The organism is Janthinobacterium sp. GW456P, assembly GCF_002127655.1.
Taxonomy (GTDB): domain Bacteria; phylum Pseudomonadota; class Gammaproteobacteria; order Burkholderiales; family Burkholderiaceae_D; genus Janthinobacterium.
This window is the reverse complement of the sequence record NZ_NEHB01000029.1, coordinates 1-24,822: the sequence shown is the minus strand read 5'-3', so window position 1 is coordinate 24,822 and position 24,822 is coordinate 1. Positions and strand designations below refer to the sequence as shown.

The 24,822-nt window shown below is 65.8% G+C and carries 20 protein-coding genes; 14 read left to right on the top strand and 6 right to left on the bottom strand.

The window, feature by feature from the left end; all coding sequences use genetic code 11:
- Positions 1-26: 26 nt before the first annotated feature.
- Positions 27-1,181, top strand: coding sequence for an LLM class flavin-dependent oxidoreductase (locus CBW66_RS22335; RefSeq protein WP_086139211.1), 1,155 nt, complete (start codon positions 27-29; stop codon positions 1,179-1,181).
- Positions 1,182-1,403: 222 nt separating this feature from the next.
- Complete coding sequence (locus CBW66_RS22330; protein WP_086139210.1) at positions 1,404-3,776, top strand: TonB-dependent receptor; 2,373 nt, start codon at positions 1,404-1,406, stop codon at positions 3,774-3,776.
- Between the two features lie 102 nt (positions 3,777-3,878).
- On the opposite strand, the gene CBW66_RS22325 is transcribed toward CBW66_RS22330, so the two are convergent.
- Entirely contained in the window at positions 3,879-4,931 is a 1,053-nt protein-coding gene (locus tag CBW66_RS22325) for an ABC transporter substrate-binding protein (protein ID WP_086139209.1), read from the bottom strand.
- A 224-nt stretch (positions 4,932-5,155) separates the two neighbouring features.
- On the opposite strand from CBW66_RS22325, the gene CBW66_RS22320 reads away from it, so the two are divergent.
- From CBW66_RS22320 to CBW66_RS22285, 8 genes are read left to right on the top strand one after another with little or no spacing between them, the layout of a single operon-like run.
- Complete coding sequence (locus tag CBW66_RS22320) at positions 5,156-5,905, top strand: class II aldolase/adducin family protein (protein WP_086139260.1); 750 nt, start codon at positions 5,156-5,158, stop codon at positions 5,903-5,905.
- 22 nt (positions 5,906-5,927) lie between these two features.
- Entirely contained in the window at positions 5,928-7,001 is a 1,074-nt protein-coding gene (locus CBW66_RS22315; RefSeq protein ID WP_086139208.1) for a PhnD/SsuA/transferrin family substrate-binding protein, read from the top strand.
- Positions 6,998-7,834, top strand: a complete 837-nt coding sequence (locus CBW66_RS22310) for an ABC transporter permease (RefSeq protein WP_086139207.1) — start codon at positions 6,998-7,000, stop codon at positions 7,832-7,834. Before CBW66_RS22315 ends, CBW66_RS22310 begins: the two co-directional genes overlap by 4 nt.
- Complete coding sequence (locus CBW66_RS22305; RefSeq protein WP_086139206.1) at positions 7,831-8,595, top strand: ABC transporter permease; 765 nt, start codon at positions 7,831-7,833, stop codon at positions 8,593-8,595. The genes CBW66_RS22310 and CBW66_RS22305 overlap by 4 nt, the downstream gene beginning before the upstream one ends.
- Positions 8,588-9,853: an MFS transporter gene (locus CBW66_RS22300; RefSeq protein WP_139841705.1), complete on the top strand. Its 1,266-nt coding sequence runs from the start codon at positions 8,588-8,590 to the stop codon at positions 9,851-9,853. Before CBW66_RS22305 ends, CBW66_RS22300 begins: the two co-directional genes overlap by 8 nt.
- Complete coding sequence (locus tag CBW66_RS22295; protein ID WP_086139204.1) at positions 9,850-10,731, top strand: ABC transporter ATP-binding protein; 882 nt, start codon at positions 9,850-9,852, stop codon at positions 10,729-10,731. Before CBW66_RS22300 ends, CBW66_RS22295 begins: the two co-directional genes overlap by 4 nt.
- Positions 10,732-10,770: 39 nt before the next feature.
- Positions 10,771-11,829 carry an ABC transporter substrate-binding protein gene (locus tag CBW66_RS22290; RefSeq protein WP_086139203.1) on the top strand — a complete coding sequence of 353 codons (1,059 nt, stop codon included), beginning with the start codon at positions 10,771-10,773 and terminating at the stop codon, positions 11,827-11,829.
- Between the two features lie 48 nt (positions 11,830-11,877).
- Positions 11,878-12,933, top strand: coding sequence for an ABC transporter substrate-binding protein (locus tag CBW66_RS22285; RefSeq protein ID WP_170932948.1), 1,056 nt, complete (start codon positions 11,878-11,880; stop codon positions 12,931-12,933).
- Between the two features lie 19 nt (positions 12,934-12,952).
- On the opposite strand, the gene CBW66_RS29725 is transcribed toward CBW66_RS22285, so the two are convergent.
- Positions 12,953-13,075 carry a hypothetical protein gene (locus tag CBW66_RS29725; RefSeq protein WP_256267169.1) on the bottom strand — a complete coding sequence of 41 codons (123 nt, stop codon included), beginning with the start codon at positions 13,073-13,075 and terminating at the stop codon, positions 12,953-12,955.
- Positions 13,076-13,238: 163 nt separating this feature from the next.
- Between CBW66_RS29725 and CBW66_RS22280 the strand changes: the two genes are divergently transcribed.
- Together CBW66_RS22280 and CBW66_RS22275 are read left to right on the top strand one after the other, a co-directional pair.
- The gene (locus CBW66_RS22280) at positions 13,239-15,932 is read left to right on the top strand and encodes a polysaccharide deacetylase family protein (RefSeq protein WP_086139201.1); all 2,694 of its coding nucleotides are present in this window, start codon (positions 13,239-13,241) and stop codon (positions 15,930-15,932) included.
- A gap of 2 nt (positions 15,933-15,934) precedes the next feature.
- Positions 15,935-16,309, top strand: a complete 375-nt coding sequence (locus tag CBW66_RS22275) for an immunity 22 family protein (RefSeq protein WP_139841704.1) — start codon at positions 15,935-15,937, stop codon at positions 16,307-16,309.
- Here the strand turns inward: CBW66_RS22275 and CBW66_RS22270 are convergent.
- Entirely contained in the window at positions 16,294-17,514 is a 1,221-nt protein-coding gene (locus tag CBW66_RS22270) for a response regulator (RefSeq protein ID WP_170932947.1), read from the bottom strand. The genes CBW66_RS22275 and CBW66_RS22270 overlap by 16 nt on opposite strands.
- Before the next feature lie 94 nt (positions 17,515-17,608).
- On the opposite strand from CBW66_RS22270, the gene CBW66_RS22265 reads away from it, so the two are divergent.
- Both CBW66_RS22265 and CBW66_RS22260 read left to right on the top strand, forming a co-directional pair.
- Positions 17,609-19,678 carry a TonB-dependent receptor gene (locus tag CBW66_RS22265; RefSeq protein WP_170932946.1) on the top strand — a complete coding sequence of 690 codons (2,070 nt, stop codon included), beginning with the start codon at positions 17,609-17,611 and terminating at the stop codon, positions 19,676-19,678.
- A 17-nt stretch (positions 19,679-19,695) separates the two neighbouring features.
- Complete coding sequence (locus tag CBW66_RS22260; RefSeq protein WP_086139199.1) at positions 19,696-20,241, top strand: RNA 2'-phosphotransferase; 546 nt, start codon at positions 19,696-19,698, stop codon at positions 20,239-20,241.
- Here the strand turns inward: CBW66_RS22260 and CBW66_RS22255 are convergent, their stop codons facing one another.
- The 3 genes from CBW66_RS22255 to CBW66_RS22245 all read right to left on the bottom strand — a co-directional run.
- Positions 20,242-21,441, bottom strand: a complete 1,200-nt coding sequence (locus CBW66_RS22255; protein ID WP_086139198.1) for a PepSY domain-containing protein — start codon at positions 21,439-21,441, stop codon at positions 20,242-20,244.
- Complete coding sequence (locus CBW66_RS22250) at positions 21,441-23,909, bottom strand: TonB-dependent siderophore receptor (protein WP_086139197.1); 2,469 nt, start codon at positions 23,907-23,909, stop codon at positions 21,441-21,443. Before CBW66_RS22250 ends, CBW66_RS22255 begins: the two co-directional genes overlap by 1 nt.
- Positions 23,910-24,012: 103 nt before the next feature.
- Positions 24,013-24,822, bottom strand: an 810-nt coding sequence (locus tag CBW66_RS22245) for a FecR domain-containing protein (protein WP_086153670.1), incomplete at its 5' end; no start/stop codon positions are given.

Sequence of the window (24,822 nt, the reverse complement as noted above, 5' to 3'; positions counted from 1 at the left end):
ATCCAACTTACTAAGGAGTACCCCACATGGCAATCGATTTTTTCTGGCGCATCCCCACGCATGGCGAACCGAGTTCGCACCGCGCCCGCACGCCGTTTCGCGGCGACTGGTTTCCCGGCAATGACAACCTGCGCCAGGCCGGCCTCGGTGGCGGCGGCGCCGACGGTTTTACGTATATCGACTACCTGGCCGAGATCGCCCGCGCCGCCGAGCTATCGGGCTTTCAGGGCGGCCTGATTCCGTCGTTTCCCATGACGGACGAACCGTGGGCCATTTCCGCGCTGCTGGCGCGCGAAACGCGCACCTTCCGCTTCATGATCCCGTTCCAGCCCGGCTTTCTGAATCCCGTGGTGGCCGCGCGCATGACGGCCAGCCTGCAGCGGGCCACGGGCGGCCGCGCCCTGTACAACGTCATCACGGGCGGCGGCGGTCCGGCGCAGCTGTGGTGGGGCGATGCGGCCGGCCACGACGACCGCTACACGCGCACGACGGAATTTCTCGACGTGGTGCGCGGCGTGTGGCGCGGCGGACCGTTTTCCTACCAGGGCAAGTTCTACCAGGTGGAAGACGCGGGCCTGGCCACGCCGTTGTCGGAGCAGGACTTCCCCGAGATCTATTTTTCCGGTTCGTCCGACGCGGCCCTTGGTTCGGCCTCGAAGCACGCTGATTACTACCTGACGTGGCTGGAACCGTTCGAGCAGCTGCGCGAGAAATTCGCCCGCGTGCAGGAAAAGACGGCGCTGCTGGGGCGCAAGATCAAGTGCGCCGTGCGCGTCGACATCGTCGCCCGCGCCACGGAAGAAGAGGCGTGGGACGAGGTGCGCAAGGGTTTTGACGCCGTCGATGCCGCCACCCTGCGCCAGTTCCTCGGCGCCGATGGCGGCGATTCCGTGGGCGCGGCGCGCCAGCGGGGCAACCGCCCGGCCACCTTGAACAGCTACAAGGACCTGATCACGGCGCCGAATATCTGGTCCGGCTTCAATCTGCTGCGCGGCGGGCAGACGCAGGGCATCGTCGGCAGCTACCAGCAGGTGGCCGAACGCCTGGACGAGCTGGTGCAGCTGGGCGCCGACGCCTTCATCCTGGCCAGCACGCCGCACCTGGAAGAAGCGTACAGGGTGGGCGAGGAAGTGCTGCCCCTCGTGCGCGGCCACACGGCGGCACTGCTGCGCGCCGCCTGATCCCTTCCCCTGTTGCCGCGACAGCAGCGCCACCGCCTGCTGTCGCGCAGGCAGCACGCGGCAGCGCCGCTGCTGCCAAATCAACAGCACTATCATCATGATAGTCTTCCTTTGAAATCAAGCACTTAAGTTCAATTTTTCTGCGCTGCGGCAGCGGGCATGCCCCTTGCAATCCTGGTCATCACCATCTCGCGTTTTGACTTTACTCAAGGATAATCACCCATGCGCCGTTCGACTGCCTCTGCCGACTCTTCCCCATTTCCTTTCCACCTGACCCCAGTGCGCCGCGCGCTGCGCTCGGCCTTCGCCATCGGCGGCCTGATGCTCGTTCCAGGTTTGGCCCAGGCGGAAACGCCTGGCGCCGATGTCATTGCCGCGGCCGACGCGAATGGCGCCGGCGAGGGCGCCTCGCTGCAATCGGTGACGGTGACGGCGCAAAAGCGCGAGGAATCGGCACAGAAGGTGCCCAGCGCGATCACGGTGTTGGGCGGCAAGGAGCTGCTCGACACGGGTATCGGCCGCTCGGCCAGTGAAATCCTCAATTACGTGCCGAACGCCTCCGCCGGCACGCAGCAGCACGGCCGCCCGCGCTGGTGGATACGCGGCGTCGGGGCGGGCCAGCAGCAGGTGGATTTCCCGAATCCCGTCGGCTTCTATCTCGATGACGTCTACATCAGCAATTCCAGCGCCACGGGCTTTCCCCTGTTCGACCTGGACCGTGTGGAAGTGCTGCGCGGCCCGCAAGGCACCTTGTGGGGCAAGAATACGACGGGTGGCGCCATCAACGTCATTTCGCGCAAGCCCTCGTTCAAGTCCAGCGGCTACGCCAAGCTCGATTACGGCAGCTACGACACCACTCTGGCCGAAGGCGCCGTCGGCGGTGCGCTGGTCGACGAGGTGCTGGCGGGGCGCTTGTCCTTCCACACGGAGCAGCAGGACAAGGGCCGCTTCCGCAACCAGTTTACGGGCGAGCGCGATGGAAAACTCAAGGACAGCGCCATCCGCGGCCAGCTCAAGGCCCTGATCGGGCGCGACCTGACGGCGAACCTGAACCTCCATTACCGCGACTACACGACCAGAGGCGCCACCACCACCGTGGCCAGCTACGGCGCCAATGGCGTGTACCGCAACGGCTATGTCCCCGGCACGAATCCCGACGACGTCAGCACGAACGCCCCGGCCGACAGCGACGTGAAACAGGGCGGCGCCCAGCTGAACCTCGAATATGCGCTGGGCGAGCTGACCCTCACGTCCATCACCGGCTATGAAAATTTCAGGAACGAGGCCACGGGCGACAGCGACAACACGCCGCTGGAAGTGGGCCGCAGCCGCGCCAAGGCCAGCAGCCGGCAAGTGTCGCAGGAGCTGCGATTGACGTCGCCGCAGAACGGCGCCGTGAGCTGGGTGGCGGGGCTGTTCTACTTCAATGAAAAGATCGATGCCGATTCGGCCGGCGCGCGCCTGCCCAACGGCACCGTGCCGGCGCTGGCGGGCAGCACGCAGCCCGTCGGCTACAACCGCACCATCTACCAGCACAAGGCGCGCAGCGCGGCCATTTTCGGCAGCACCACCGTCAACTTCAGCGAGCAGCTGCGGTCCACCTTCGGCCTGCGCTGGACCACGGAAACCAAGGACCTCGACTTGCGGCGCGTGCAGGCCGTCTCGAACACTGTGGCGTTTGGCGACGCGGCCAACTGGTGGAACACGGTCCAGGGCGGCAATTACACGGCCGCATCCGTCGCCAACAATAACTTCACGTCGAATCCATCGACCACGTGGAACGCGCTGACGTATGACGTGACGCCCGAATACCGCTTCAGCCGTACCCTGCGCGGCTATTTGAAGTACGCGCACGGCATCAAGTCGGGCGGCTACAACACGAGCGCCACGGACGTGCGGGCGCTGAACACGGTCAAGCCGGAAACCCTGAACTCGTTCGAGGCGGGCATCAAGTCCGAATGGCTGGACGGGCGTTTGAATTTCAACGCCAACGTTTTTCACTATGATTACAAGAACGTGCAGGTGAATATCACGGGCGTGTACAACGGCGACCCCACGCAAAGCGTGAATTACCTGCAGAACGTGCGCAACGCCCACGTGAACGGCGCGGAATTCGAGATCGAGGCGCAGCCGACGGACAATCTGCACGTCAACGCCAACCTGGGCCTGCTGCGCACGGAATTCGACGACTTCGCCATCCAGAACAATGGCGGCGACCGCTCCGGCAACGAATTCGTGCGCTCGCCGCACGTGACGGCCCTGCTGGCGGCCGACTACCGCTACCCGCTGGGCAATGGCGCGCAGCTGGTCTTCAGCGGCGACGTACGCTATACGTCGAAGCAGTACTATTATGTGGACCCGCAAAGCGACGCGCGCGGCCTGTTGAACCAGGGCGGCTTCTCACTGGCCAATGCGCGCCTGTCGTATGTGTTCCCGGGCGGCAAGCAGCGGATCACCGCATATGCGAACAACCTGGCCGACAAGGTTTACCGCAACCATACGCTCACCAGCTTCGTGCCCGGCGCCGTCAACGGCGACACCGTCATCATCGGCCAGGGCCGCACGGTGGGGGCGTTGTACACGGTGCAGTTCTGAGCGTGACTGCCTGATGTAAAAGGCCGGCACATGCGCCGGCCTTTGCGTTTTCCCGTAGGTCGGCTTAGCGCAGCGTAAGCCGACAATACCAATACGCCAGCATCAAGCCGCCACCCGCAGCAGCGACTCCAGCCGCCGCTGCGCCTCTTCCAACGGCCGGCGGTCGATCCAGCCGTCGATATCGACGTCGCGGTCGAGGAAGCCGTGCTGCAATTGAAAATCCTTTTGCTGACGGAACAGCGCCACTTTTTCTTCCGACAGGTCGGGCGCCAGCGTCAAATGAAAACCGTCGCGGTAGGCTTCGGCCACGGCGTCGGCGCCGGCCCGCGTCTCGCCCTGCAGGATGGCCAGCACATCTTCTTTGTGGCTGCGCGCCCAGTGGGCGGCGCGCAAGGTCTGCGTCAGGAAGCGCACGACCAACTCGAAATGCTGCTCCAGCATGGTTGCATGCACGGTGATCGGGCGCGGCGTGCCGTTATTCACGCGGAAGCGCCGGTCGGGCAGGGCGTCGATGGCTATGCCCACTTCCAGCCCCGCCGCGCGGGCCGCCTCGGCCGCCGCCGCGCCTTTCACGTAGACGGCATCGACTTCGCCGCGCAAGAGCGGGCCGATGCCTTGCCACAGGCCCGCACCCGGATCGGCCGATGCCTGGGCGTCGGCCCCCACTTCCACCAGCTGCACATCGTCCAAGGTGAGGCCGGCCGACGCCAGCACGCCCTTGTAGCCGGCCAGGCTCATGCCGCGCGCGATACTGCGCCCGCGCCGGTTCTCGCGCAAGTCTTCGGCGCGGAACACGGGCAGCGCCAGACGCTTACCCTGCAACTGCGCGGGCGTGGCGATGCCGGAACCGGGGCGCACGAGGATGGCTTGCCATTCATCGATCCAGGTCAGGCCGATCAGGCGCGTGGGCGCCCCTTGCGCGCGCGCGGGCAGGGCCAGCAGGTTGCCGCCTTCGCGCACGAGCGTGGACAAGCCGTGGTCGTAATGGTGGCGCGCCAGTTCGCCGCCCACTTCCTGCAGCGTCTTCAAGGCGATCCCGTCGCGGGCGAATTCCTCGTCCAGCCAGCCCAGTTTATAGGCCAGGCCCGTGGCCGTGGGCACGGGGCAGCGGGTGAACCAGACGGTATCGACGGCGGGGGAAGTTGCGGTGGTCATGGATTTCCTTGGTGGTGGGTGGAGTCTGGAACCGTGCAGGAACCGTGCCCGCGCCGCTTGCTGGCTTGCCGACAGCTGCCGCGCGCAACGCTGCTGCCGCGCCAGCAGCCGCTGTTGCGCAGGCAGCAGCGCTCCGCCATTTGTGCGGCCCCGGCGCTGGCACGCGTCTTGCGAAAGTACAGGCATGACTGATTCCTACCTCAACCTCAAGAATGGAGCATGACATGACGGACGTGGCACAAGCGGCAGCACAACAAGTACAGGCGCAGGATCTGACGGCGGCCGAACTGGCCTTCGTGGAAGAGGTGCGGCGCGATGCGCAAATCGCCTTCGATGGTTTGCGCGAGACGGGCAGCCTGACGGCCAATGGCACGGTGGGCTTCGTCGAGCGCACCCCTGGCGGCGACAAGGTCGTGGTGGTCAACGATCCCGGTCCGTTCCGCCGCGGCCAGCCCTTGAAGGCGGCCGTGCTGGCGCTGGACGGCACGGTGCTGCTCGGCGACGCCAACAACGGCGGCGCGCGCTACCTAAAACTGTTTCGCGAGCGGCCTGAGGTCACGTCGATCTCGCACGTGCATTCGCCCTCCTTGGGCGCGTGGGCGCAGACGCACCGCACCCTGCCCATCCGCTACGTGCCCGTGCAGCGCTTCCAGCTGATCCGCGAAATTCCCATCTATATCGACCGCCGCCAGCCCGAAGTCGATTTCATCCTCGGCGAAATCGCCCGCAACACGCATGTCACGGCGATCCTGGAAGCGAACGGCGGCGCCACCGTGTGGGGCAAGCAGGGCTTGCTGAAGCTGGCCGAGTTCATCCTGCTGCTGGAAGAGGGCGCGCAGATCCAGATCGCGGCCGAAGCCATCGGCGGTTCGCGCGATTTCGGTCCCGGCGTGCTGCTGCAGCAATGGAAGATGAGCAAGCTGATCGACACGGCGCGCGCGCTCTCCTTGCTTCCTGCCACCGACCTGGTGTAACCCTTTCAAGAACAGGCCCGCAATGTCATTGAAATTCTTACGTTTGAGCTGGCGCAAGCTACTCGCCGCCGCCGTGGCGGCCAGCCTGCTGGCGCCAGCCATCGCGGCAGCCGCCGAGCCGTTGCCGGCCGCCGTGCGCATCGCCGTCGTGGCCCGCACGGCGCCGTCCGGCAAGACCGTGTTTGCCGGTTCGGCCGCCCAGGTGGCCGCGCAAGGCTGGCTGGCGGCCGAACTGGGCAAGCTGGGCGTGAAGCTGGAATGGGTGCCCGTCACCACCAATTCCGTGGCGACGCAAGTCAACGAGGCGTTTGCCAACCATTCGATCGACCTGGCTCAGTATGGCGACCTGCCATCGATCATCGCCAATGCCTCGGGTTTGCAGACGCGGCTGATCTTGCCGGGCGGCAGCTTCAGCAACACGTATCTGGTGGTGCCGAACGGCTCCACGGCCCGCTCGATCAAGGACTTGAAAGGCAAGAAGATCGCTCTGCACCGGGGCCGGCCATGGGAATACCCGTTCGCCCGCCTGCTGGAAGCGAGCGGCATGAGCTTGCGCGACGTGAAAATCCTCAACCTGAACCCGCAGGCGGGCGCGGCGGCCGTGGCCACGGGCGGCGCGGACGCCTTCTTTACCCTCAGCGACGCCTTTTTGCTGGAAGATAAAAAGGTGGGCAAGATCATCTGGTCCAGCAAGGCGCCGCCGCAGGATTGGAAGATGCGCGCCGAACTGTGGGCCGACAGCGGCTTCCTGCAACGCTGGCCGCAGCTGGCCCAGCTGGTGGTGACGGCGTATGTGCGCGAGCACCACCGGGCCGCCGGCGCCGGCGGCGAAGACGAGTATGTGCGCACCGAGGCGTCGGCGGGCCAGGTGGAAAGCGTGGTGCGGCGCGAACTGGCGGGCGACCATACGCCGTGGCAGGCGCGCTGGTCGCCACTGTTTACGGCCAGCCTGCGCCAGCATTACCTGGGCGAGGCGGCGTATGCGAAGAGCGCGGGCCTGATCGGGCGGCCCCTGCAAGTCGACAGCCTGTTCGCGCCCCAGTTCGTCAACCAGGCGCTGGCGCAGCTGAAGCTGCAAACGTACTGGACGCCATGACTTCCCTCGCTATCGCCTTGCCGCGTTCTCCCGCGCCAGCGCATGCGGCGTCCATTCCCTGGCTGCGGCGCTTTGTGCGCTCGCGCTGGTCCGTGTGGGCGTCGCCGCTGGCCTTGCTGCTGCTCTGGAGCGTCGCCACCACTTTCGAATGGATGCCTGCGCACATCTTGATGTCGCCGTGGCAAGTGCTGCTGACGGCGCGCGATCTGGCCGCGAGCGGCGAACTGGGCCAGCACCTGGGCATCAGCCTGTTCCGCCTGCTGGCCGGTTTCGGCCTGGGCGCCGGCGCGGGCCTGGCGTTCGGCGTCGTGCTGGGCCTGTCGCCAGGCTTGCGCAGCTATGTCGACCCCACGTTCAATGTCTTGCGCCAGCTGCCGACCGTCGCCCTGATTCCTCTGTTTATCTTGCTGTTCGGCATAGGCGAGAGTTTCAAGGTGTTTATCGTGGCCAAGGCCAGTTTCTTCATCGTCGCGCTGGCCGTGCATGACGCCATCCGCAACTTGTCGCAGCGCTACTTTGAGGTGGCGCAAGTGTATTGCTTTTCGCGCTGGCAGCGCATCCGTTTGATCGTCCTGCCCGCCATCGTGCCGGCCGCGCTGACGGGCATGCGCATCGCGCTGTCGCGCTCGTGGATGGTCCTGGTGGGCGCGGAATTGCTGGCCGCCGACAGCGGTCTGGGCCAGATGATGGAAATGGGCCGGCAAATGTTCCGCCTCGATGTGGTGATGGTGGGCGTGGTGCTGACGGGCGTGATCGGCTTCGCCCTGGACCGGGCTTGCCATGCGCTGGAAGCACGGCTGATGCGCTGGAAGCGGAGTGGGGAGAACTCATGAAGCAACGGTTAATGCAGATTATCAAGGGCGCGATGTTGCCGCTGGCCTTGCTGGGCGCCTGGCAATGGGCCTCGAGCCAGGGCGCGGCGGCCGCCTACATCTTCGTGTCGCTGGACGATCTGGCGCACAGCTTGCGCGACCTGGTCTTGACGGGCGAACTGTGGGTGCATCTGCGCGCCAGCCTGGGCCGTACCCTGGCCGGCTTGCTGCTGGGCGGCAGCGCCGGCATCGTCACGGGCGCGCTGATGGCGCAGTCGCCGCTGGCGGACCGCCTGATCGGCCCCCTGTTCCACAGCATCCGCCAAGTCCCCTTGCTGGGGCTGATCCCCTTGCTGGGCTTGTGGGTGGGCAATGGCGACGGCGCCAAGCTGCTGGTGATCGCCATCGCCGCTTTTTATCCTACCGTGCTCAACACGTATGCGGGCATGCGCCAGGTGGAGGGGCGCTTGCGCGAAGTGGGGCAGGTGCTGACCCTGACGCGCTGGCAAACCTTGCGCCAGATTCTGTTGCCAGGCGCCATGCCGGCCATCGTCACCGGTGTCACGCATGCGCTGGCGTTTGCCTGGCTCGCTTGCCTGGGCGGCGAACTGCTGTTTGCGGCCGGCCCCGGCATGGGGGCATTGTTGCTCAATGGCGAAGTGTCGGGCCGCATGGACGTCGTGCTGCTGGCCGTGCTCGTGATCGCCTTGCTGGCGCAGGCGATGAACGTGGCGTTTGCGCGGCTCGCGCGTCTGCTGGTGAAGGGGCGCAGCAGTGAGTAAATCCCCGCCATTCCAGCCAGACGCTGCCGCCAGCGCCCGTGAAGGGGAGTTGCGCGCCTTCTTGCTGCGCTTTATCGGCTTGACCCTGCTGTCGGGCGTGACCATCGGCATGAACAAGGTGCTGGCCACCTTGCTGGGCTTGCACCTGCACGTGAGCAATTTCCAGCTGGCCGCGATCAGCAGCGCGGAAACCCTGGCCATGGCGCTCGGTACCATACCGGCCGGCTATATCTTGTCGCGCGGTAATCCGAAGCATTTGTATGCGGGAGTGAGCCTGAGCCTGGCGCTGGCCTTTTGTGTATTGCCGTGGCTGCCCGGCTGGCAATGGGTGGCCCTGCTGATGTTTCTCGTGGGGCTGTGCATCTCGCTGCGCATCGTGGCCATGAGCACGGTGTTTCTCGTGCGCCTGCCGGAACTGGGGCAGGGCAAGGCGGGCTGGTACAAGGGAACATTAATCCTCGGTATGCAGTTCCTGGGCCCCTTGTGCGGCAATTACCTGATCGCGCAGTTGGGCTTGAAGGCGGGCTTTTTGATTTCCGCCCTGATGTTCGCCATCCTCGCCGTGCTGGGCTGGCAAGTGCTGCCTGACAATACGGCACCGCGCAAGCCGGGGGGACAGGGGGCGCTGCCCGCTGCGGCCAGCCTGCTTGAACTGCTGCGCCTGCCCATCGTGCGCAGCACGTATCTGTTTGAAATCCTCGCCAGCTTCACGGCATCGAGCGTGGGCGTATTTTCCATCTTGCTGGCCATCCGCGTGCTGCACTGGCCTGCGCACCACTCCGTCTGGTTGATGGCCGTGCAGGGACTCAGCTGCGTGCTCGTGCTGCTGTTACTGGGGCGTTTCGTGCTGGCCAGCCGTCATCGCGAGCAATGGTATGGCGGCGCGCACCTGGCCATCATGGCGGCCTTGCTGATTCTGGGCCTGTGGCCGTCCAGCATCGCCTACCTGGCAGCCTCCGTGCTGCTGGGCCTGGGCCTGGGCGTGAATAACCTTGTCAATACGGACAATATCGCCCGCGCGCCCGTCGACAAGGCCAGGGTCTCGGCCCATTTGACCCTGTTCGGCATGGTCGGGGGCACGGCCGGCGCACTGGCGGCCGGCCATCTGGCGGACGTGACGGGCTTGCGCAATGTGTTTTTGATCTGGCTATTTCCCTGGCTGGCCGCCTGGCTCTGTTTCCACGGCAGCCGCTGGCTGCGCCGGGCGCCGCCCGCCGCGATTCCTTCCCTATCCCCCACCGCAGAGAGTGCGCCATGAATGATGTTGTTTCCCCTTTGGCCTTGTCACCGCAAAAGCAGCACCTGAGCGGCGGCTTGCAAGTGCAGCACGTGAGCAAGTCATTTTCGCTGAAAGGCGCGCCGCTGCCGGTGCTCGATGATATTTCCCTGACGATTGCGCCCGGCGAATTCGTCGCCATCGTGGGCGCCTCCGGTTGCGGTAAATCCACCTTGCTGCGCCTGCTGGCGGGCCTCGATACGGATTACACGGGCTTGCTGCTGCACGACGGCGTGCCGATCCGCGGCACGGATCTGCGCCGGGGCCTCGTGTTCCAGGATCACCGTTTGTTTCCGTGGCTGACGGTGCAGGAGAACGTGGCCGTGGCGTTCAGCAATACCCGTGTACCGCTGGCCGAGCGCGATGCGCGCGCGGCGGCGGAAATCACGCGCGTGGGCCTCGACGGCTATGCGGATGCCTATCCGCATCAATTGTCGGGCGGCATGTCGCAACGGGCGGCCATCGCGCGCGCGCTCGTCGGGCGGCCCGACGTGCTGCTGCTGGACGAGCCGCTCGGCGCGCTCGACGCGTTGACCCGCTTGCGTCTGCAGCAGGAATTGCGCCGCCTGTGGCAGGAGGAGGGCATCACCATGGTGATGGTCACGCATGACATTGATGAAGCCGTCTACCTGGCCGACCGCATCGTCGTGCTGGATGCGCGGCCGGGCACGGTGCGCCGGGTGCAGGACGTGCCGCTGGCTCACCCGCGCCAGCGCGGGTCGTCGGGTTTCGTTGCCATCCGCGATGGCTTGCATGCGGATTTCAGCGACCTCGACGACACGCACGCGCCCGTGGCGCAGGAAGTGGATCCCAGCAGCCTGTGGGATGGCAATGAATGGGCGCGCAGGATGGCGCTGTAGTTTCCTTTTTGACCGGTCCACCCACTCTGGAGATACAAGATGAGCAATAACAACGCACTCGACACCCTGTGGTACACGCGCTGCCCCGTCCCCACGGGCTTGGGTATTTCCCTGCAGCAAGGCTGGCTGGAAGAGGCCTTGCGCGCAGCCGGCACCAGCTTGCGCTCCTTGCGCGAATCGGAGCAGGAAGCCGTGCGCGAATCGCATTTCGACCACACCTTGCAAAACTCCGTGCGCCACGGCGGCAATATTCCGGCCCTGTGGGCGCGCGCGGCGGGGCGCGAGACGCGCGTGATCGGCCTGTCGTGGTCGGACGAGACGCAGCTGATCCTGACCCTGCCAAACAGCGGCATCGAGACGGTGCGCGACTTGAAGGGCCGGCGCTTCGGCTTGCCCCTGTGGGCCAGGGCGCAGATCGACTTTGCGCGCGCGCAAGCCTTGCGCGGACTGGAAAACGCGCTGAGCCTGGAAGGTTTGACGGTTGCCGACGTGGAACTGGTCGATTATGTCATCCAGGCGGGCCAGAGCGAAACGGCGCCGGAGCCGGGCGCGGCAACGAATCTGTTCAGCGGCGCACGGCGCGGCGGGCAAAGCCCGGAATTGCTGGGGCTGCTGCGGGGCGAAGTGGACGCCATCTTCCTGAAAGGGGCCTCGGCTGCCCAGCTGGCGCAGCAGTTCGGCTTGCACACGGTGATCGACACGGGCAGCCATCCGGAACCCTTGATCCGCGCCAACAACGGCACGCCGCGCACCCTGAGCGTCGATGCGCACCTGCTCGACCACCATTTCAGCTCGGCCGTCACCCTGGTGGAGCAGGTGCTGCGGGCCGAAGCGTGGGCACGCGGTCATGCGGACGAGACGCGGCGCTTCCTGGCACGCGAATCGAATGCCAGCGAGCACTGGGTCCAAGTGGCCTACGGCAAGGATGCCCATCTGCGCCTGGACACGGATTTGGCGGAAACGTCGGTCGCGGGCTTGCAGGATTTCAGCGACTTTTTGTTCCGCTGGAACTTCCTGCCCAGCAAGGTCGACGTGCGCGCCTGGATCGATCCCCGTCCATTCGACGCGGCGCTGGCGCAAACGCGCCGCGCAGCCTGAGCGGGAAGCACGTCAACGGTGGCCATGTTCGATGATGAGGAGAATGCGATGCGGCGACGCACGGTGATGGGCGGGCTGGCCTTGCTGCCCCTGGCGGGAAAAGCGGCCTCGGCGGCGAAAGGAACGGGGGCGCCGCCGGCGGCCCTGCGCATCGCCTCGACGGGCTTTGCGGAAAACGGCAAGGCGGAACTGGGCGGCATCGCTTACCGCGTGCAGCAGGAAGGCTGGCTGGCCCGCGAACTCAGGCTGCGCGGCGTGCGGCTGGAATGGCTGCCCGTCACGGGCGACACGGGCGCGACCATGAACGAGGCGTTCGCCAGCGGGCGCATCGACATGGCCGCGTATGGCGACTTGCCGTCCGTTATCCTGAACGCGGGCGGCGTGCGCACGCAGGTGATCGTGCCGGCGGGGCGGGGCACGGACCAGTTCCTGCTGGTGCCCACCGGTTCGCGCGCCACTTCATTGGCCGAGCTGAAGGGCAAGCGCATCAGCGTGCACCGGGGCCGGCCGTGGGAACTGGGCCTGCGCCAGCTGATCGCCGACCAGCGCATGTCGCCCACGGATTTTCGCCTGATTAATATGGACCTCCAACCGGGCACGGCCGCGCTGGCCACGGGGGCCGTCGACGCCTTGTTCATGATCAATGGTTATCCGCTGGAAGACAAGGGCATCGGCCGCATCATCTGGTCCAGCAAGGGCTTGTCGGAGAGAAAAATGCGGGCGGAACTGTGGGCGCGGCGCGACTTTACGCAAGCCCATCCCGATATCGCCGAACTGGTGGCCACGGCCTGGCTGCGGGCCCAGCATTGGGCGGCGCTCGATAGCAACCGCGAGGCGATCATCAAGGATGGCACGCGTAACGGCACGCCCGACGGCGTGGTGCGGCGCAGCTACGACGATCCGGGCTTGCAGTGGAAGGAGCGCTGGTCGCCGCTGTACGACGACGCCGTCTACCGCCATTACCGCCGGGTGCTGGCGTTTGCGCAGGAGCAAAAGCTGATCCGCCACCCATTGACGGCGGAAGAGTTGCTGGAACCGCGTTTCGTGGCGGCCGGCTTGAAAAAGCTGGGCCTGGTCAATTACTGGGAACCGGCCAAGGTGTAGTGCTAGCGTGGGACGTGGCTCAGTGCGGCAGGCACACGCGCCCCGCCACATTGACCACGTCGTCGCCCGCATGCGCGCGCAATTGCAGCAGCATCAGTGCCACGCCCAGCATCAGCGCCGCAGCGCAGAGTTTCTTGTGCATCGTCTTTCCTGTTTTTTTACGTTCAATGAAGGTGTGCAGCGATATTATTGCCGAAATTCATCGTGCGGGCTGAGCAAGTGCCAAGCGTGCTTTACAATTATGCATCTTGCGCATCCGCGCCATCTGAATTGTATGCATAGTATGTGAAGGGAATGACAAGCCTGTGACTTCCAAGCCGATCAAGATCGCCGCCACCGTTGTCGTGGCTCTCGCCGCTGGGGCCGGCATTTATAGCTACACCCGACCGGCCGCCACCGCCACGCCCGGCGCACCCGCATCGGGCAGCCCGGCCGCCGCGCCGCAATCGACCGTCGATACGGCCGCCGTGGCCAGCCAGTTCCGCGACTTGCTGGGCAATTTCCGCAAGATTATCGTGCTGCTGGCCGACGAGCAAAGCTTGCCCGAAGCCGCACGCGACGAAGCCCGTAAAGTGGGGCAGGCGCTGTTCCATGAAAACCAGGAACGCATCGCCAAGCTCGATGCGGCGCTGGATCAGTTGACGGCACCGACCAATCCGGGCCGTTTCGAAGCGCTCGACAGTTTATTGACGTATATCGAATCCGACCCCAGCCTGTACGACGCGGACCGCCTGGCTTTCCGCGAACTGCTGCAAAGCATGCTGGCCGACGTGGCCAAGGATTCGTCCTTGCCGGCGATCAAGCTGCACAAGCGCATTTCCGAAGACCTCGACGCGCTGGGCGAGATTGAGCGCAATTACGAGAAGGAAATCCGGCAAATCTTCGGCAACCTGGGCCAGCGCGCCATCGAACTCAAGCGTGAACGCTGGGACGATTACGTGGCGCAGCTGAAAAAGCTCTACAGCCGTGAACAGATCCTCAAGGAAAACGGTATCGTCGTGCCTTATACGGTGCCGCCGGCCGGTGCCATGCCCGAAGCCAAGCCCGTGCCCAAGAAAGATGAGGCGGAAATCTTCGGCCTGGGCTTGCCCAAGAAAACCATCGTGCTGACCTTCGACGACGGCCCGCACCGCCGCTACACGGAAGAAATCAGCGCCATCCTGAAACAGTATGGCGTGCCGGCCGTGTTCTTCAACGTGGGCCGCAATCTCGGTTCGCTCGATGCGCAAGGCCATGCCAAGCTGGGCGCGGGCGCGGAAGTGAGCCGCAAGCTGATGAAAGAGGGCTATGCCGTGGGCAACCACAGTTTCAGCCACGCACAGTTGTCGAAGCAGACGGGCGACAAGCTGAAAGGCGAAATCCTCGGCACCGACACTTTATTAAAGGCCATCAGCCCCGAGCGGGCCGCGCTGTTCCGCTTTCCGTATGGCGCGCGCAATAGCGAAGGCATGGCTGCGCTGGCCGATGCGCATTTGAAATCCGTGATGTGGAATATCGACTCACTGGACTGGGCCGACCCCGTGCCCAGCTCGATCACCAACCGGGTGCTGGCGTCCGTCGACAAGGCGGGTCGCGGCATCGTCCTGTTCCACGACATCCATGAACGCACGGTGAAAGCCTTGCCGGCCGTGCTCGACAAGCTGATCGCCGAAGGCTATCAATTCGCAGGCTGGGATGGCACGAGTTTCCAGGTGGCGAAAAGCACGGTCCCGGCGCCGGAAAAAGTGCCCGTCACCACGGGTTACGCCAATTCCTGGGCCGTCGTGATCGGCATCGATGATTATGCGAAATGGCCGAAACTGCAATATGCGGTGCGCGATGCGCAAGGCATCCGCGAAACCCTGATCGAAAAGTTCGCGTTTGCGCCCGAACGCGTCGTGACCCTGAAAAATGGCGAAGCGACGCGCAACAACATCCTGGCCGCCTTCCACGACAAGCTGGCCCATGGCGGCGTGCAAAAGAATGACCGCATCTTCGTCTTCTTCGCGGGCCACGGCGCCACGCGCAAGCTCAGCTCGGGGCGCGACCTCGGCTACATCGTGCCCGCCGATTCCGATCCGGCGCAGTTTGCCACGGATGCGATCCCGATGACGGAAATCCAGAATATCGCCGAGTCCCTCACGGCCAAGCATGCGTTCTTTGTCATGGATGCCTGCTACAGCGGCCTGGGCCTGACGCGCGGCGCCGGTTCCAGTTCCTTCCTGCGCGACAACGCCAAGCGCATCGGCCGGCAAATGCTGACGGCCGGCGGCGGCGACCAGCTGGTGGCCGATGGCGGACCGAACGGCCATTCCGTGTTCACGTGGACTCTGCTGCAAGGCCTGGCGGGCAAGGGCGACCTGAACGGCGACGGCCTCATCACGGCGACGGAACTGGCGGCGTATGTGGCGCCGGCCGTCTCCAGCGTGTCGAACCAGACGCCCGCGTTCGGCAGCCTGCCCGGTTCGGAAGGGGGCGATTTCGTCTTCGAATTGCCGGGCGAGACGGAATTCCTCAGCCCGAACACGACGCAGCTGTCGACGGAAGCCATTGCCTTGAACAGCAAGCTCGACGCCAAGCCGGCAGCGGCCAGCGTGACGGTGAAAGATTTGCAGGGCGGCGAGCAGAAGATCGTCACCCCGGGCGCCGTGCCCACCTCGACGCGCCAGCTGGCGCAGCGGGCCAACGACCGCGGCTTGCAATTGTACAAGGAGAAACAGTATGCGCAAGCGGAAGCGCAATTTACGGAAGCGCTGAAATTGCGTCCCGATTTCGCACTGGCGGCCAACAACCTGGGTTTTGTTTTCTACAAGCAGGAAAAATACCGCGAAGCGGCACGCTGGTTTGAAAACACGGTCAAGATGGACCCGTCGCGCGCCATCGCCTACCTGAACCTGGGCGACGCGTATGCCAAGGCCGGCGATGCGGCCAAGGCGAAAGCGGCTTATAAAACCTATCTGGAACTGGCGCCGACGGCCTCGACGGCGCCGGCCGTGCGGCAAAAGATGGAGAAGCTGTAAGCGTGCCTGACAGCTTGCCCATGGTCCACGTCTTCACCTGCAGCGGCCGCTTTCCCAGCTGGGAAGCGCTGCAGGCTTACCTGGCGCCCGCGTACACGGAGGATGGCGATGTTGTGCCGTCGCCATTCTTCATGGAAACGGGCCTGACGTGCTACGAACCGGCCTGCATCGAGAGCGCGCTGCTGGCCTCGCCCGCGCCGCTGGCAGAGCTGCTCGATGGCATGTCGTATGGCGACAGCTGGCTGGCGCAAGCCTGCGCGGACGCGCAGGGCGTGCTGGCCGATACGGTCGTCTGCGTGTTTGCGCCGAATCAGCTGGCGTATCCGCGGCGCAGCGCGCTGCACCATGTGGGCAGCTACGCCTACGACGGTGGCTGAGTGCCATCCTCCCGTTGTTCATGCAATAACTTGTTGATTGCCGCCAGCAGGCTGGTGCCCGAGGTGGTGATGAAGCGGGCGCCCGCCGCCTGCGCTTCCGTGCCATAACTGGTAACCGTATCCTTGCTGCAATACACGACGATGGGCAGGTCCGGCAAGGTCTGGCGCACTTCGCGCACCGTGCGCACGCCTGCATCCTTGAGCCTGCGGCCGTTTTCCACCCGCGCCATGTCCGTGATGAATAGCGCGTAGTGTTTCTGTTGCAGCATGGCCAGCGCCTGCCGCGTCGACACCGCTTGGTCCACCTTGATGTTTTCCCGTTCCAGCTGTTCCACCAGCAAGGTATTGTTGCGCGGATGGTCGTCCAGCCACAGCACGAGGCTGGCAGGCTTTTGCGCCGTCGGCACGCCGGCCAAGGCCGTGACGGCGGCGCCGCCATCGGGCGGATGGGCCAGCAGCAGTTGCGTGACGGCTTCCTGCATGTCGTCGAGCGACTTTTGCTGCAAGCGGCTCAATTCCGTCACTTCGATTTCCTTGCCGCTTTCGAGCCGCACGGACTCGTTCTTGACGAGGCTGTCGGCCCGTTTGATCATGATGGACAGGTAAATGCGCGTGAGCAAATAGCCGATCAAAAAGCCATGCACGGAAAAGAACAGCATGATGCCGCCCACCACCGCCATCGCCGTGGCCGTATCGGTCGCCAGGCTGGGCGCGATGAAGGCGGCCATGCTGCGCGCGCTGCCGGGCAGGCTTTTGAGCTCGATCAAACCCACGCCGACGATGATTTTCGTCAGCCAGTCCGACACTTCCACCAGATTCGAATTGATTTCCATGGGCGTGGGCGTGCCCAGGAACAGGGTATTGCTGGGCGTGCCGGCCGCCGCCTCGGCGCCTGCCGGTGGCGCGTCGTCGGGGCGGCTCTTGCCATTGGCCCTTTCGTCGGGCGGCGCCATGTTGACGGTGCCCGACGGCAGGGTGCGCGGGATGCCGAACAAAAAGCCCAGCAGCATGCCGCTGACGCAAAAGCCCAGGCTCCACAGCAGGGCCGGCACGGCGTGATAGTAGGGCGGCAGCAGGGCGCCCGCCAGTACGGCCAGCAAGCCCGCGAGCAGGATGAACAGCAGGATGTAGGGCAGCACGTCGCGCTTGCGCACGGCCGCGGTGACGCTTTTGCTCGCCTTGCCGCTGCCGTCGCTCAGGTCCACGGTCGCTCCTTGAAAAAGGCTGAATCCAGGCCGCCAGCCTGCGCGTATATATCCCGTAGGAGCCTGTACTGACATCATAAAAAGGGGAGACGCGATGCGATTGATAAAACGCAAACAGCTGGCAGCTTGTGCGCTGTTGCTGCTCTCCGGCGCCGGCAAGGCCGCTGCGCCGCAGGCCGCATCGTCTGCTGACGAGTCGCGCATCGTGCGCGTGACGGGCCACTACGACAACGCCGTCGGCACCTCGGACGCGGCCAGCCAGGGCGTCATCACCAATGAGCTGATCGTCAACCGGCCCGCCTTGCGTACGGGCGAATTGCTGGAATTCGTGCCGGGCCTGATCGTCACCCAGCACAGCGGCGACGGCAAGGCCAACCAGTATTTTCTGCGCGGCTTCAACCTGGACCATGGCACGGATTTCGCCACCTACGTCGACGGCATGCCCGTCAACATGCGCACGCATGCGCATGGACAAGGCTATTCCGACCTCAATTTCCTCATTCCCGAACTGGTGCAGCGCATCGACTACAAGAAGGGGCCGTATTTCGCCGGCGAAGGCGATTTTGCCTCGGCAGGCAGCGCGCGCATCCGCCTGGCCGATAAATTGCCGCAAGGCCAGGCCAGCGTGTCGGTCGGCCAGCATGGCTATGTGCGCGCCGTCGTGGCCGATTCCTTTGGTGCAGGACAAGGCACCTTGCTGTACGGGCTGGAAGTGAACCGCAACAATGGCCCCTGGGACGTGCCGGAGCGCGTGCGTAAATATAGCGGCGTGCTGCGCTACAGCCAGGGCACGCAAGATGACGGCTTCAGCGTGACGGCCATGGCCTACAAGAACAGCTGGAATGCCACGGACCAGGTGCCGCTGCGGGCCGTGGAAGGGGGCCAGATCGGCCGTTTCGGCTCGCTGGCGCCCAGCGATGGCGGCGACACCTCGCGCACCAGCCTGTCGTATGCGATGCGCCGCCGCACGGAGAACCGGCTGTTCGACTTCGACGCGTACCTGATCCGCTCGCAACTGGAACTGAACAGCGATTTCACGTATTTCCTGGCCAATCCGGCCACCGGCGACCAGTTCCAGCAAAGCGAGCGGCGCACGGTGGCCGGTGTCAACGCCAGTGAAAGCTGGACCACGCAGCTGTCAGGTCTTCCCCTGCGCAACAAGCTGGGCGTGCAGGCCCGCTACGACCGCCTGTCGCCTGTGGGCCTGTACAACACGGTGGACAGCGTGCGGCAAGGCACGCTGCGCGAAGACAAGGTGCGCGAGGCCAGCGTCGGCCTGTACGGCGAAAACACGGTGCAATGGCTGCCCTGGCTGCGTTCCGTGGCGGGCGTGCGCTACGACGCCTACCGTTTCAATGTCGCCAGCAGCATAGCCGGCAACAGCGGCACGGCGCAGGATCACGTGGTATCGCCCAAGTTGTCCTTGATCCTCGGGCCATGGAGCAAGACGGAGTTTTTCGTGAATTACGGCAAGGGTTTTCATAGCAACGATGCGCGCGGCGCGACGCAGACGCGCTTGCCCGATGGCACGCCATCGGCGCCCGTCACGCCCCTGGTGCCGACCAGGGGCCTGGAACTGGGTGCGCGCACGGAATGGCTGCCGGGCCTGCAAAGCTCGCTGGCCGTGTGGCGCCTCGATCTCGCGTCGGAACTGCTGTTCGTCGGCGACGCGGGCGAAACGCAGCCCAGCCGCGCCAGCCGCCGCCACGGCATCGAGTGGAACAACCATTATGTTGCCGCGCCGTGGCTGCTATTCGACCTGGACCTGGCCGCCTCGCGCTCGCGCTACACGCAAAACGATCCGGCCGGCAACCATATTCCGGGCGCCATCGGCAAGGTGGCGTCGTTTGGCGTGACCGTGACGGACCGGGGGCCGTGGTCGGGCGCTTTTCAATTACGCTATTTCGGCCCGCGTCCCTTGATCGAGGACAATAGCGTGCGCTCGGCCTCGACCACGCTGGCGTATGCGCGCCTCGCCTACCAGCTCAACCGCAGGACGCGGCTGTCGCTCGACGTCTTCAACCTGTTGAACAAACGCGCCAGCGACATCGATTACTATTATGCGTCGCGCCTGCCCGGCGAGGCGCAAGAGGGGGTGAACGACCGGCATTTTCATCCAGTGGAGCCGCGTTCCGCGCGGTTGACCTTGTCGTATGTGTTCTGACAACGGTAAACTGGGGCATGACCGATAACTTAGTACAAACCAGTAAATTCCTCTCCCTTATCTTGCGCCACGCGCCTGAAAAGATCGGCCTCGCGCTCGATGCCAATGGCTGGGCCGACATCGGCCAGTTGCTGGCGCAGGCCGCCCGGCATGGCCGCTCCCTTTCCCGCGAAGATTTGAACGAGGTCGTGGCGCGCGACGGCAAGACGCGCTATGCGATCAGCGACGACGGCTTGCGCATCCGCGCCAACCAGGGGCACTCGCTGCCCGCCGTCGATATCGATCTGCCGCCCGCCATGCCGCCCGCCATGCTGTACCACGGCACGGCCAGCCGCTTCGTCGAGGCCATCCGCGCGGCCGGCCTGCTGCCCGGGTCGCGCAATCACGTGCACTTGTCCAGCAACCGCGAAACGGCCGTGGCCGTGGGGGCGCGCCACGGCAAGCCCGTCGTGCTGACGGTCGATGCTGCCGCCATGCAGGCGCGGGGTCACGTGTTTTATGTGTCGGCCAATGGCGTGTGGTTGACGCAGGCCGTGCCGCAGGCGTTCATCGGTTTTCCCTGACTAGTGGCTTAACGCCCTGGCCTTGGCTTGTCCCAGGCGCTTGCGCCGCCAGACCAGCACGCCCGTCACGCTCAGGCCGGCCACCAGCACGCCCAGGATGCAGACGAACAGTTTATAGGGCCAGCCCCACATCGATGCCATGTGCAGGGCGCTGATCCAGCTGCGGATGCTGTCGCCGCTGGCAGCGCCTGTGGGCAGCCAGGCGGCCAGCTGCGTGCCGCTGGCCGCATCGAAGTACACGGTGGTCAAGCCATATTGCGCGCGCACGTCGCGGCTGCTGCGCACTTTATAACTGTACACGCCCAGTTCGCGTTCGTAGGCCAGCGCGTTTTCCTCGAGGATGGCAAAGTGCTCGCTGCGCGCCAGCTGCGCCATCAGCACGCGCGCTTGCGTGCGCGCGGCGTGCCAGTCCATGTGCGGCGCCGTCGATGGCGTGTGCCGCGCCACCACTTCCTCGGCTGGCTGATGGGGGAACAGCGGCCGCATCACGGCCGCATACGCGCCATACAGATTGAAGGCGACGCCGCTCCAGGCGAAGACCAGCAGCATGGGCCACAGCCACAGGCCGCCCGCGCGGTGCAGGTCGAATACCAGCTTATAGCTGCCGCCATGGCGGCGCAGCAGCCACGACGGGCGCCAGCGCAGCAGCCATGGTTTGCTGGTCGGCGAGCGTTTTTTCAGGCGCGCGGGGAAGGTCAGGGTGGCGCCGATGAAGCAGTCGATGGTCCAGACGATGGCGATCAGGCCGAAAATCAGCAAGCCCGTGTCGCCCAGCGCCAGCGCGTAATGCAGGCGCTCGATGAAGGGCAGCAGGTTGATGGCGCCCTGGCGTATGTCGCCCCAGGCGCGCTGGCCCAGGATCGCGCCCGTGTAGGGATCGACGAAGACTTCATTATCGGCCGGCACCGCGCCGGCCGCCGGGCGCAGGTAGAACACCATGCTGTGGCCGGGCGGCGCCGATAGCGGCGCGTAGCTGACCTGCGCCTGCGGAAAGCGCGCGGCGATGGACTCGCGCAGCAGCAGCGGATCGAGCGGCGCGGCGCCGGGCGTTGGCGGCGCCACGCGGAAGACGGCGGGCAGCATGGCCGCCTCCAGTTCATCCTTCCACGCCAGCGCGCTGCCCGTGACGCCGGCCACGATGAGGAAGCCGGCCATCAGCAGGCCGGCGTAGCGGTGCAGCGCCGCCAATGCAGGGCGCATCAGAAGCGGTACATGGCGCTGGCGTTGGCCGTACGTTCGGCATTGCGGTAGCACAGGCCGGGCAGGTAGCCGCAGTCATACAGGGTCTGCTTGTTCAGCACATTGTTGACGTTGAGGGAAAACTGCCACGGTCCGCGCGACACGCCCAGCGCCGCATCCCACTGCGTGATGCCGCCATTGCGGATGTTCAGGTTCTCGCCGTCGGAGTTCGAGCGCATGGCGCCGAGAAAGCGCATGCCCAGCGCCGCATACGCGGGCAGCCCCGTGCCGGCGCTGAACGACTGGCGCGCCCACGCCGAGGCGCTGTGGCGCGGCGCGCCCGGCTGCTGCAAGCCCTGGTCGCCGTTATTGCTCTTCTCGATGCGCGTATCGAGATAGGTGTATTGCGCGATCAGACTCAGGCGGTCAGTCGGCTCCGTGCGCGCTTCCAGTTCCACGCCGCGCGACTTGACCTGCCCCGTCTGCAGCAGGAAGCCCGGATTGCCGATGGCGGACGTGGAGACATTGTCGCGCACCAGATCGAACACGGCGGCCGTGTAGCTGGCGCGCCGGCCCACGGGTTCGTAGCGCACGCCCGCTTCCAGCTGCTTGCCGCGCGAGGGCGTCAGGGCGCCGCCGCCGACCGCCTTGCCCAGCTCGGGCGAGAACGAGGTGGCGTAGCTGACGTAGGGCGCCCAGCCGCTGTCGAACAGGTAGACGGCGCCCAGGCGGCCCGTGGTGGCCGATGGCGACTGTGCATAGTCGGGCCGCACGGCACCGGTCAGCACATTGGTCGTCGTTTGCGATTGCGTGGCCTTGTCGTGGCGCACGCCGGCGGTGACCACCCAGTGGTCCCATTTCAGCTGGTCCTGCGCGTACAGGCCCAGCTGGCGCGAGGGCGCGTAGGCGCGCGTGGGATTTTTCGATGGCTTCCGCAGCTGTTTGTCGTACACGGGCTGGTACAGGTCGAGCGGCGCGACGAAGCCGACCTGGTAAATGTAGTCGTCGGTATTGCGGATATTCGCGTAGTCCACTCCCAGCAGCACCTGGTGCGCCAGGGCGCCCGTGGCGAAGCGCGCCTGCAGCTGGGTATCGGCGAACAGGCTTTTCGATGCCGTATCGACGGGCCGGAAGTAGCGCTCCACCGTGCCATCGCCGTTCAAGCCCAGGGGGAACATGTCCGTGCGCTCGTTGTCCAGGCGCGTGTAACGCAGATTCTGGCGCAGCGACCAGGTGTCGTTGAACTGGTGTTCGAACTCGTAGCCCAGCATGGTATTGCTGCGCTTGAAGCGGTTATCGTCGCCCATCAGGTTGATTTTCGGATCGACCTGGCCGCGCGGGCCAGGCTGCAGCAGCTGGTTGGGAAACGCGTACTGCTGGTTATCCTGCTCGTGGCGCGCCAGCAGGGTCAGACGCGTGGCCGGTCCCGCCTGCCACGTGAGCGAGGGGGCGAAGTACAGCCGGTTGTCGCGGTCGTGGGCCAGCCGCGTCTGGGCTTCGCGGCCCAGCATGACGACCCGGTAGGTCCAGGCGCCGTGCGCGTCGAGCGCGCCGCCCACGTCGGCTTTCAGCTGGCGGCGCTGGTAGCTGCCGTATTCCACGCCCACTTCGCGCACGGCATCCGCGCTGGGACGCTTGCTGACGGCGTTGACCATGCCGCCGGGCGGAATCTGCCCGTACAGCACGGACGCGGGGCCGCGCAGCACTTCCAGGCGTTCCAGGCCATACGGTTCGATCGAGGCGCCAAAGGTGCGGCCCGAATTGCGCAAGCCATCCTGCAGGATGCCGTTCGTCTCGATGGTGAAGCCGCGCAGCAGCGAGGAATCGTCGCTGCCCAGCGGGCGCTGGTTCGGCGTCACGCCCGCCGTGTAGCGCAGGGTTTCGTCGAGCGATTCGGCATTGCGGTCGCTGATTTCATCGGCCGTGACGACCGAGACGGATTGCGGATTTTCATTGAGCGCCGTGTCGGTCTTGGTGGCCGAGGCGGCGCGCCGCGCCACATAGCCGCGCACGGGGCCGGTGGCCGTCTCGCGTTCGCTGCTGGCACTGATGGTGATCGCGGGCAGGGTGGCGCTGGCCTGGGCCGGCGCAGGCGTCTGTGCCGCGGAGGCATCCGCGCGCAGCGCATACGCGCCATTCGCGCCCGCCACCAGGCGCAGGCCCTGGCCGCGCAGCAGTTCCTCGAAGCCCTGGCGCACCGTGTAGCTGCCCGCCAGGCCGCCGCTGCGCTTGCCCTGCAGGAGCGTCGCATCGGCCGACAGTTCCACGCCGGCCGCGCTGGCGAAACTGGTCAGCGCACGTTCCAGCGGTCCGGCGGGAATGGCGTACTGGCGCTGCGCCTGCGCGTTGCCGGCGGCCTGGGCGTGGGCGGCAGGGGCCGTGACGGCCATGGTGCCCACGGCGGCGCCAGCGAGGAACAGGGCCTGGATGGCGGCGGCAAGGGGAAACGGGCGCAGCTTGGGTGCGGCAGCGGTCAGGCGAGCAGGCATGGTGCAAATCCTTGGAAAGTGGCGGGAAAAAATTCGTTCTTCCCGTATTCCGAACGACAAGCCAAAACCCTCAAGTTTTTTTCACTTATTTTGCAGGTATTTTTCAGGACGCCTGGCGCGGCCCCACGCTGACCCAGTAGCGCGTGCGGTAGCGCAATTGCACGGGCAGGCTCAGGGCCAGGTTGGCCAGCGAGCGGTCCGTGTCGCGCAGCGAGTACACGCCCGTCACGCGCAGGCCGCCGATGGACTCGTCGCAGCGCAGCACGCCGTGGCGGTAGCGGGCCAGCTCCGCCAGCAAGTCATCGAGGCGCATGCGTTCGGCCACCAGGCTGCCGTGCGCCCAGGCGTCGGCGCTGTCTTCCACCTGGCCGACGTCCTGCACGGCATGGCGCGTGTAGCCGGCGCGCTGGCCCGCCTGCAGATGCAGCGATTCCGCCCTGGTGCGGGCAGGCTGCAGCGCGACGGCGCCCTGGAACACGGCGACCTGGCTGGCGTCATCGTCGAGGCGCACGGAAAAGCGCGTGCCCAGCGCCGTGGCCGTGCCGTGCGGCGTTGCCACCAGCAGCGGACGGTACGCGGCCGCGTGTTCGTGCGCGCTGGTGACGAGGATGGCGCCGGCGCGCAGCACGATGCGCCGCTCGCCGGCGCTGTAGCGCACATCAATGGCGCTGGCCGTGTCCAGTACCACGCGCGTACCATCGGCCAGCACGATGGCGCGCGTGTCGCCCACGGCGGTGCGGTAGTCGCTGCCCATGCCCATGCCCATGCCCATGCCCGTGCTTTGCCACAGGCCCGCTTCGTGCGCCAGCAGGGCCGTGCCGCCGCCCGCCGCGATCAGGCCCAGCAGCTGCAAGGCGCGCCGGCGCCCGGTGGCATGGCGCTGGACCGGCGCCAGCGCGCCGCGCGCCACTTC